Genomic DNA, 1,081 nt, shown 5'->3' with positions numbered 1-1,081 from the left:
ATTAGAAACAGTAAAAAAGATATCAAATGGGCGGATATAGATATCTAGATTTGCTTTGCCAGTATCCACACCGACATTAATATTTTGAAGTGTGTTTGTATTCATAATAAGCTAACTCTTGCTTGCGTAATGCGGGTTCGAGACCCAGTCGAGTATTCGAGTTTGGTGCTTGGAGTTCTATGTCGCGTTCATGTTTGTTATCGGTCTCTCGATAGAGGAGCCAGCGTTCAATCGAACTACAACATAGAAAGCTTTAGTTGCGGCTAAAGCCTGGGTCTCACATTACCCGAAACAGGTCGATTAATGGGGATAATTTCCCATACAAGCGTTAAAGAGGGATTCATGCCGCGTGGCATTTTTGGTATGCGGTGGTTTTGGTGGTGAAAGTGGTCTGCGGAAAGTTGGTTTAGGCGGCATTCACCCCTTAACGCGGCGTTATGCTTAATCAATTAAAATCAGTGGTTTATGGATTTTCTTTGTTCCCTCGGCTTTTCAGTTTTGTGTTTGTCGGCAAGCCGGTTTTTTTGAGCGCTGTTTTTCGGACACTTATTCTTTGGCGCTGAAAATTCAGAGAGTTGCCTCAATCAATTTTCGGGTAAGCGCGAGGTTAGGGCGGTTCGCTCAATCAGAAATCCATTTCTAGGTTTTCAAACTTCAAACTAGATTTGCCAAAAATCCGAGCCTGATTATCAAAACTATGATTCATTTCGGTTTTCTACATTTTGGCTTTTGTTTCTGAATCGAAGTCGAGTTAATCTTGTTTTTAGTAAAACGTAAGTTATTGAAGCTTAAGCATAACAAGGCGTTTAAGCGGGATTCATGCCGCGTGGCATTTTTGGTTTGCGGTGATTTTTGTGGTGAAAGTGGTCTGCATAAGGTTGGTTTATGCGGCATTCACCCCTTAACGCGGCGTTAGGTGAATGGTGAGTGGATTGAACAAGGACAGCTTTATGAAATGGTTTTTAGCTTTTTGGCTCGTTGTCGCCAGCTGTTTTTCTGCCGGCTTGTATTCTAATGACGCCGTTTTACAACAAGCTTATCAATCGCAACAAAGTGATTTACAGGTTCAAGGATTTGGACA

3 protein-coding genes and 1 pseudogene are annotated in these 1,081 nt (G+C 41.9%); 3 read left to right on the top strand and 1 reads right to left on the bottom strand.

Annotated features, from left to right (window positions below; all coding sequences use genetic code 11):
• Positions 1-105: pseudogene (locus tag CIK04_RS31765) on the bottom strand (IS110 family transposase); the annotation flags it as partial.
• 214 nt (positions 106-319) lie between these two features.
• Between CIK04_RS31765 and CIK04_RS35270 the strand changes: the two are divergent.
• The 3 genes from CIK04_RS35270 to CIK04_RS35265 all read left to right on the top strand — a co-directional run.
• Positions 320-445 (top strand): DUF3265 domain-containing protein, encoded by a 126-nt coding sequence (locus CIK04_RS35270; RefSeq protein WP_128824628.1) that lies wholly within the window; start codon positions 320-322, stop codon positions 443-445.
• A gap of 336 nt (positions 446-781) precedes the next feature.
• Positions 782-916, top strand: coding sequence for a DUF3265 domain-containing protein (locus CIK04_RS33010; RefSeq protein WP_157806512.1), 135 nt, complete (start codon positions 782-784; stop codon positions 914-916).
• A 34-nt stretch (positions 917-950) separates the two neighbouring features.
• The coding region (locus tag CIK04_RS35265) for a DUF3465 domain-containing protein (RefSeq protein ID WP_325206070.1) at positions 951-1,081 on the top strand (131 nt) is incomplete at its 3' end.

The organism is Vibrio sp. 03_296 (assembly GCF_002265885.1).
Note: the sequence above shows the minus strand (reverse complement) of the source record. Positions and strands in the feature narration are given on the sequence as shown.